Origin of the sequence: Pseudomonas sp., assembly GCF_048269965.1 — a bacterium.
Taxonomy (GTDB): Bacteria; Pseudomonadota; Gammaproteobacteria; order Pseudomonadales; family Pseudomonadaceae; genus Aquipseudomonas.
Window position 1 is genome coordinate 1 of sequence record NZ_JBLWTV010000050.1, and the last position, 5,679, is coordinate 5,679.

Sequence of the window (5,679 nt, forward strand, 5' to 3'; positions counted from 1 at the left end):
GGCTCTTGCGTAGGGTGGCGACATCGACGATGCCCACCCAGATCAGCAGGAAGGTCGCTACCGGAATCTCGAATGCCACGCCGAAGGCGAAGAACAGCGTGAGCACGAAGTCCAGGTACTGGCCGATGTCCGTCATCATCGCCACGCCTTCCGGCGTCACGCTGGCGAAGAAGCCGAACATGATCGGGAACACGACGAAATAGGCGAAGGCCATGCCGGCGTAGAACAGGAAAATGCTCGACACCAGCAGCGGCACGGCGATGCGCTTTTCGTGCTTGTACAGGCCTGGGGCGATGAAGCCCCATATCTGGTACAGGATGATCGGCATCGACAGGAACAGCGCGACCATCAAGGTCAGCTTGAACGGTGTCAGGAAGGGCGAGGCGACGCCGGTGGCGATCATCGTCGCGCCTTCCGGCAGATAGGCGCGCAGCGGTGCGGCGACTAGTGCGTAGATCTGCTGGGAGAAGTAGAACAGCCCGCCGAACAACAGGCCGATGGCCACGACGCAGCGCAGCAGGCGCTTGCGCAGTTCGGTCAGATGAGCGATCAGGGGCATTTCCTGATCATCGATGGAAGACTGGCTCATGGTTCTGGCGATCTGTCGGGGCGAGGGGTAGGTGCGGGTTCAGCAACAGGTGCAGCTGGCGGCACTTCCGGGCTGGGGCTGGGCGTAACGGCGGCGCCGGTACTGTCCGCAGTTTCGCTCGCCGTGTTTTCGGTCGGCGATGGCGTGGCGGTGCCCGAGCTGGTGGTCGAAGTCGGCGGCATGATGCTTTGCTTCATTTCCCGCTCCAGGTCGAGGATGCGCTCGTTATGCAGCTGCCGACGGATCTCGTCGGCACCGATCTCGCGCTCCACCTCGGCCTTGATGTTGCTGAAGCTGCGTTTCAGTCGGCCAACCCACAGTCCCGTGGTGCGAACTGCACCGGGCAGGCGTTCCGGACCGAGCACCATCAATGCCACCAGGCCGACCAGTAGCAGTTCGGTGAAACCGATATCGAACATCAGGACGTGCTCACATCAATAGGGAGAGCGGCCGGGCAGCGAAGGTCGCCGCTCGACCGCATGGAACGTTATCACTGGTCTTTCTTGGTCGGTTCTTCGACCTTGCGCGCCTGCGCGTCAATGGTCTGGTTCTGCTTGTCTTCGACGCCGGGCTTTTCCTCGTCGGTGCCCATGGATTTGCGGAAGCCCTTGATCGCATCACCGAGGTCGGAGCCCAGGCCCTTGAGGCGCTTGGTGCCGAACAACATGATGACGATGAGCAGAATGATCAGGAGTTGCCAGATGCTGATGCCGCCAAAACCCATGGTGATATCTCCGATGTGAATCAGGTTTGCGGACGCGCGGCTTTTTCCGCGTGTCCGGAGAGACCGAAGCGCCGGTCCAGTTCATCCAGCACGGCCTGCGGGTGCTGGCCGAGCGCGGCGAGCATGACCAGGCTGTGGAACCAGAGGTCAGCGGTTTCGTAGATCAGGTCGCTGGAGTCGCCACTGACGGCGGCGTCCTTGGCGGCGAGAATGGTTTCCACCGATTCCTCGCCGACCTTCTCGAGAATCTTGTTCAGGCCCTTGTGGTACAGGCTGGCAACGTAGGAGCTGTCCGGCGCCGCGCCTTTGCGGGCTTCCAGCACCTCGGCCAGACGGGTCAGGGTGTCACTCATGCTTGTGCTCCGCATAGATGGCGTGCGGGTCCTTGAGGACCGGCTCGACGACCTTCCAGGCGCCGTTTTCGAAAACGCGGTAGAAGCAGCTTTCCCGACCGGTGTGACAGGCGATGCCGCCGATCTGCTCGACCATCAGGATGATCACGTCGGCGTCACAGTCCAGGCGCAGCTCGTGCAGCTGCTGCACATGCCCGGACTCCTCGCCTTTGCGCCACAGCCGGTTACGCGAACGCGACCAGTAGATGGCGCGGTTTTCCTGCGCGGTCAACGCCAGGGCTTCGCGATTCATCCAGGCCATCATCAGCACGCGGCCGGTCTTGTGGTCCTGGGCGATCGCCGGCACCAGACCGTCGGCGTTCCAGTTGATTTCGTCCAGCCAGTTCATCGGATTCTCCGCTCAATGGGCCAAGTGTGCCAGCCTGCATCAGGGATGGCTATCGGCGCACCACGATGAAGATGCCGGCTACCAGCATCACCCACGCCGGCCAGGCGGTTACGGCGGTCAGGCTGTCGGCGCTGGCCGCCAGAGTCGCGCCGCTGCCGAGCAGTACGGCGCCGATCAGACGCAGCGGCCAGCCGTGGTGGCGCTCGCGCCAGGGCGGCGGTGGGTTGTTCGCGTGCGGGTGCGCCATGCGCTCGAGCAGCTCGCGGGTCATGTTGGCCAGGTGCGGCAGTTGTTCAATCTGCGCGTGCACGTTCTTGATCAGCTGCTTGGGGCTCATGCGCTCGCGCATCCAGCGCTCGAGGTACGGCTGGCCGGTGCTCCAGAGGTCGAGATCCGGGTACAGCTCACGGCCGAGCCCTTCGATGTTGAGCAGGGTCTTCTGCAGCAATACCAGCTGTGGCTGCACTTCCATGTTGAAGCGCCGCGCCACCTGGAACAGGCGCACCAGCAGCTGGCCGAAGGAGATGTCCTTCAGCGGCTTCTCGAAGATCGGCTCGCAGACGGTGCGGATCGCGGCCTCGAATTCGTTGACCTTGGTTTCCGCCGGCACCCAGCCCGAATCGATGTGCAGCTGCGCGACCTTGCGGTAGTCGCGCTTGAAGAAGGCCATCAGGTTGCGCGCCAGATAATCCTGGTCCTCGGGCGTCAGGCTGCCGACGATGCCGAAGTCCACCGCGATGTACTGCGGGCTCCAGGGCTGGTGGGTGCTGACGAAGATGTTGCCGGGGTGCATGTCGGCGTGGAAGAAGCTGTCGCGGAACACCTGGGTGAAGAAAATCTCCACCCCGCGCTCGGCCAGCTGGCGCATGTCGGTGTTCTGTCGTGCCAGCCCAGCCATGTCGGTCACCGGTACGCCGTAGATGCGTTCCATCACCAGCACCTGCGGGCGGCAGTAGTCCCAGTACACCTGCGGCACGTAAAGCAGCGCCGAGCCCTCGAAGTTGCGCTTGAGCTGGCTGGCGTTGGCCGCTTCGCGCAGCAGGTCGAGCTCGTCGTATATGGTCTTGGCGTAGTCGTCGACCACTTCCACCAGGTGCAGGCGGCGCGCGTCGATGGAAATGCGTTCGGCGCTGTTGGCCAGCATGAACAGCCAGGCCAGATCCTGGCTGATGATTGGCCGGAGGTTCGGGCGCACCACCTTGACCACCACTTCCTCGCCGGAACGCAGCTTGGCCGCGTGCACCTGCGCCACCGACGCGGAGGCCAGCGGTTTGCTGTCGAAACGGGCGAAGATTTCCCCTACCGGAGCGCCCAGCTGGCGCTCGATGAGTGCCGTGGCGACGGCTGAATCGAAGGGCGGCACGCGGTCCTGCAGCATCGCCAGCTCTTCGGCGATATCCGGCGGCAGCAGATCGCGGCGGGTGGAGAGGATCTGCCCGAACTTGATGAAGATCGGCCCCAGGCCCTCCAGTGCCAGGCGCAGGCGTGCGCCGCGCGACAGCTCGCTGTGGCGTCGCGGAATCCAGCGCCAGGGCAGCAGGTAGCTGGTGGCACGCAACCACCAGGGCATCGGCAGGTCGAGGATGATGTCATCGAGGCGGTAGCGGATCACCACCAGCAGGATGCGAAACAGGCGGCGTGCGGCGGCGAACAGCTTCATTCGGGGCGATCTGGATTCAGGTTGAGGGCGAGGCGCTCGATGCGGGCTTCGAGTCGGTCGAGGGCAAGTTTCATGTCATCCAGCTCGTCGAAACGCGCCTGGGCTTCGGCCTGGCCGACCAGCATCCGCGATTCCTCGCTGAGGTAGTCGGCAAGGTCCTGACGCAGCGAGTCGGCGCTGTCGCGCACCCAGTCCACTGGGCCGCGTAGGCTGGAGCCGAGCAGCTGTGCGCCGACCGGGCCGAGCCAGCGGGAAATTTCGTATTCCCAGTCCAGCTCCAGATCCTGCAGCACCTCAGCGAGGTTCATCAGCAGCCCACTGTCGCCGTCGATCTCGACCTCGGGGCCATGCAGCACGGCGGTCTTGTTGCGGCTGACGGCCAGGCGCAAGAGGCTGCTCGCAGGCGCGCGCAGGCGGCAATCGGCATCCGCGCCCCAGTTGCTGGCTAGGCGCAGGCCTTCGTCGTCGGCAAGGATGAACAGCCGCCAGGCCGGCGCCGTGCAGTCGATTTCGATGATCCGGCCGCTCAGGCGTGCCAGTCGCGGCAATGCCGTGGGGTCCAGGCGCAGGACGCGATTGATGCCACGCTCGGCACCGGCCAGCAGGGCAGCGCGCAACATCAGGGTTTGATGCCGCGGTGCAGGGCGACGATGCCGCCGGTCATGTTGTGATAGCTGACGCGCTCGAAACCGGCGGTCTCCATCATGCCTTTGAGCGTTTCCTGATCCGGGTGCATGCGGATCGACTCGGCCAGGTAGCGATAGCTCTCGGCGTCGTTGGTGATCAGCTTGCCCATCATCGGCAGCAGGCTGAACGAGTAGGCGTCGTAGGCCTTGGAAAACAGCTGGTTGGTCGGCTTGGAGAATTCCAGTACCAGCAGGCGGCCGCCCGGCTTGAGCACGCGCAGCATCGACGCGATTGCGTCTTCCTTGTGCGTCACGTTGCGCAGGCCGAAGGCGATGGTGACCACGTCGAAGTGATTGTCCGGGAAGGGCAGCTTCTCGGCATCGGCCTGAACGAACCTGACGTTGCCGGCCACGCCCTTGTCCAGCAGCTTGTCGCGGCCGACCTTGAGCATCGAAGCATTGATGTCGGCCAGTACCACCTCGCCGGTGGGGCCGACGATGCGCGAGAACTGGCGGGTCAGGTCACCGGTGCCGCCGGCGATGTCCAGGATGCGATTGCCGTGGCGGGCGCCGGACAGCTCGATGGTGAAGCGCTTCCACAGGCGATGCACGCCACCGGACATCAGGTCGTTCATCAGGTCGTACTTGGCGGCCACGGAGTGGAACACCTCGGCCACCTTCTGCGCCTTCTGGCTTTCCGGCACGTTCTTGTAGCCGAAATGGGTGGTCGGTTCTGCGTCATGCGCTTTGCGAGGGTCGGTCATGTCACTTTCGCCGGAAAGAATGTGCCCGGCATTCTAAACCTAAATAGGCGGCTGATAAGCGTCGAGCTGGCGGTCGCGGGCAAAAGGGCTAGCGGCGACATGTCGCAGGATGGCGCTGGCGGGGACAGGCCTGGGGGACAGAGGGTTCACTGGCATGAGCAGGCGGGGCGGCCAGGCGATCGACGGCGCCGCTTTGCTATAGTGCGCGCCTTTTCGGGCGCAGCCAGGAGTCCTCATGGCCCAGATCATCGTCGAACGTACCCACAATCTTGGCCGCGAGGCCGCACGCGAGAAGGCCGATGAACTGGCCGCACGCCTGGCTCGCGAGTTCGGTGTGAGCTGTCAGTGGCAGGGCGATGTGCTGGCGGTCAAGCGCAGCGGCGCGGATGGGCGTATCGAAGTCTACGAGGACAGCGTGAAGGTCCTGCTCAACCTCGGCCTGCTGCTCTCGGCCATGGGCAGCAGCATTCAGGGTCAGATCGAGCGGGCGCTGGACAAGGCGCTGGCCTAAGCTGGCGGTCAGCCTGGCGGGCGCCTCGATAAGGTGCCGGGCGTAGGGTGGATGTCGCTTTTTA

At 64.3% G+C, this 5,679-nt stretch carries 9 protein-coding genes; 1 reads left to right on the forward strand and 8 read right to left on the reverse strand.

The annotated features are described in order from the left end of the window. The 8 genes from tatC to ubiE form a co-directional block, all read right to left on the reverse strand. Positions 1–589 (reverse strand): twin-arginine translocase subunit TatC (gene tatC / locus ACN0X6_RS24830; RefSeq protein ID WP_417708006.1); only part of this gene is annotated, 589 nt, incomplete at its 3' end. Further along, on the reverse strand, positions 586–1,008 hold the full coding sequence (tatB, locus tag ACN0X6_RS24835) for a Sec-independent protein translocase protein TatB (protein ID WP_191121565.1): 423 nt from the start codon (positions 1,006–1,008) through the stop codon (positions 586–588). The genes tatB and tatC, both read right to left, overlap by 4 nt. A gap of 71 nt (positions 1,009–1,079) precedes the next feature. After that, a complete protein-coding gene (tatA, locus tag ACN0X6_RS24840) occupies positions 1,080–1,313 on the reverse strand; it encodes a twin-arginine translocase TatA/TatE family subunit (RefSeq protein ID WP_014821919.1) in 234 nt (77 codons plus the stop codon). A 20-nt stretch (positions 1,314–1,333) separates the two neighbouring features. Next, positions 1,334–1,666, reverse strand: a complete 333-nt coding sequence (locus tag ACN0X6_RS24845; protein WP_011911574.1) for a phosphoribosyl-ATP diphosphatase — start codon at positions 1,664–1,666, stop codon at positions 1,334–1,336. After that, entirely contained in the window at positions 1,659–2,054 is a 396-nt protein-coding gene (gene hisI / locus ACN0X6_RS24850; protein ID WP_023447081.1) for a phosphoribosyl-AMP cyclohydrolase, read from the reverse strand. Before hisI ends, ACN0X6_RS24845 begins: the two co-directional genes overlap by 8 nt. 49 nt (positions 2,055–2,103) lie before the next feature. After that, a complete protein-coding gene (gene ubiB / locus ACN0X6_RS24855; protein WP_044315788.1) occupies positions 2,104–3,714 on the reverse strand; it encodes a ubiquinone biosynthesis regulatory protein kinase UbiB in 1,611 nt (536 codons plus the stop codon). After that, positions 3,711–4,334 carry a ubiquinone biosynthesis accessory factor UbiJ gene (locus ACN0X6_RS24860; protein ID WP_228207680.1) on the reverse strand — a complete coding sequence of 208 codons (624 nt, stop codon included), beginning with the start codon at positions 4,332–4,334 and terminating at the stop codon, positions 3,711–3,713. Before ACN0X6_RS24860 ends, ubiB begins: the two co-directional genes overlap by 4 nt. Further along, the gene (gene ubiE, locus ACN0X6_RS24865; protein ID WP_014821916.1) at positions 4,334–5,104 is read right to left on the reverse strand and encodes a bifunctional demethylmenaquinone methyltransferase/2-methoxy-6-polyprenyl-1,4-benzoquinol methylase UbiE; all 771 of its coding nucleotides are present in this window, start codon (positions 5,102–5,104) and stop codon (positions 4,334–4,336) included. Before ubiE ends, ACN0X6_RS24860 begins: the two co-directional genes overlap by 1 nt. A gap of 235 nt (positions 5,105–5,339) precedes the next feature. On the opposite strand from ubiE, the gene ACN0X6_RS24870 reads away from it, so the two are divergent. Continuing rightward, positions 5,340–5,615 (forward strand): polyhydroxyalkanoic acid system family protein, encoded by a 276-nt coding sequence (locus ACN0X6_RS24870; RefSeq protein ID WP_014821915.1) that lies wholly within the window; start codon positions 5,340–5,342, stop codon positions 5,613–5,615. Positions 5,616–5,679: the final 64 nt, after the last annotated feature.